Origin of the sequence: Sporosarcina limicola (assembly GCF_014873855.1) — a bacterium.
Lineage (GTDB): Bacteria > Bacillota > Bacilli > Bacillales_A > Planococcaceae > Sporosarcina > Sporosarcina limicola.
The window spans coordinates 1-1,053 of record NZ_JADBEL010000081.1 but is presented as its reverse complement, the minus strand read 5'-3'; the positions used below and the strand labels follow the sequence as shown (position 1 = coordinate 1,053).

Genomic DNA, 1,053 nt, shown 5'->3' with positions numbered 1-1,053 from the left:
GGCACATTATCCAAGAAGATTGGTTATCCGAGAAGAATTACTGTATGCCTTACAAATACAGTAATTCTTCTTTTTTTCTCGGATAATAATTTGATACATTTTTTTGTTTTCAGTCCAGAAAATCCGGAATTTCATTTGATATCTGAGGTGTTTTTCTTTCCTCTACGTTATTAGGGAACCATTTTTCATTCCATTCTTTTAAATGTTTGTTCACCGTGTTTTGGGAAATTTCCGCATAAATCTCAGTCGACTTCAAAGAGGCATGACCTAAAAAGTTCTTAATTACAACCAAGGGTACCCCAGCTTCAAGCATATGGCTGGCAGTTGTGTGTCTCATAGAATGAGGTGGATAACTATTAGCAATAAACATTGATGGATTATCCTTTTTGGCAATAGTTACATACTTCTTGAATATTCCTTCCACGCAGGAAACGGTCATCTGTTCATGTGTTTGGCTTGAAAATATATGTCTTTCTGGTTTACTTTTGATTTTTCTGTGGTCAATATACTGCCGAAGCAGTACGGCACATGCGGTGGGAATTCCGATACGGCGGCTCTTTCCTCCTTTCCCTCTAATATTTAGTGTAGCTCCTTTTTCATGAAATTGAAGTTTTCCCACCGTAAGATCACATATTTCCTGTGCACGAGCTCCACTTGCGTACATTAGACTTAGCAGGATCTTATCCCTGAAACCAATTGCCCGATTTTCATTGGGAAGTGCTAAAAGTATGGTAACCTCCTGACGGGAAAGAATAACCCTTTGCTTATGTTGTGTTTTCTTCACTGGAATCTTATTTACGCTATTCCTGAAAATAGAAGCCGCAGCAAAGTCCTGGTTTTGTGCATAAGCAGAAAAAGAGGCTACAGCGGACAACCGTTGGTTTTTAGTAGATGCACTACAGCCACGTACTGATTCAATCCATGTGAAAAAGTCTGTTAATGTTTTATAATCAAGCTTGTCAAAAGTGATTTTATCAGCTTCAATTCCCTTTTCCTTGTACATGAATTCGATGAGCAGACGGAATGCATATTTATAGGATTTTATTGTATTGT

1 protein-coding gene is annotated in these 1,053 nt (G+C 37.9%); it reads right to left on the bottom strand.

Going from position 1 to position 1,053, the window contains the following annotated elements; translation table 11 throughout:
- Positions 1 to 109 precede the first annotated feature (109 nt).
- Positions 110 to 1,045: a tyrosine-type recombinase/integrase gene (locus H4683_RS21175; RefSeq protein WP_338062521.1), complete on the bottom strand. Its 936-nt coding sequence runs from the start codon at positions 1,043 to 1,045 to the stop codon at positions 110 to 112.
- Positions 1,046 to 1,053 lie beyond the last annotated feature (8 nt).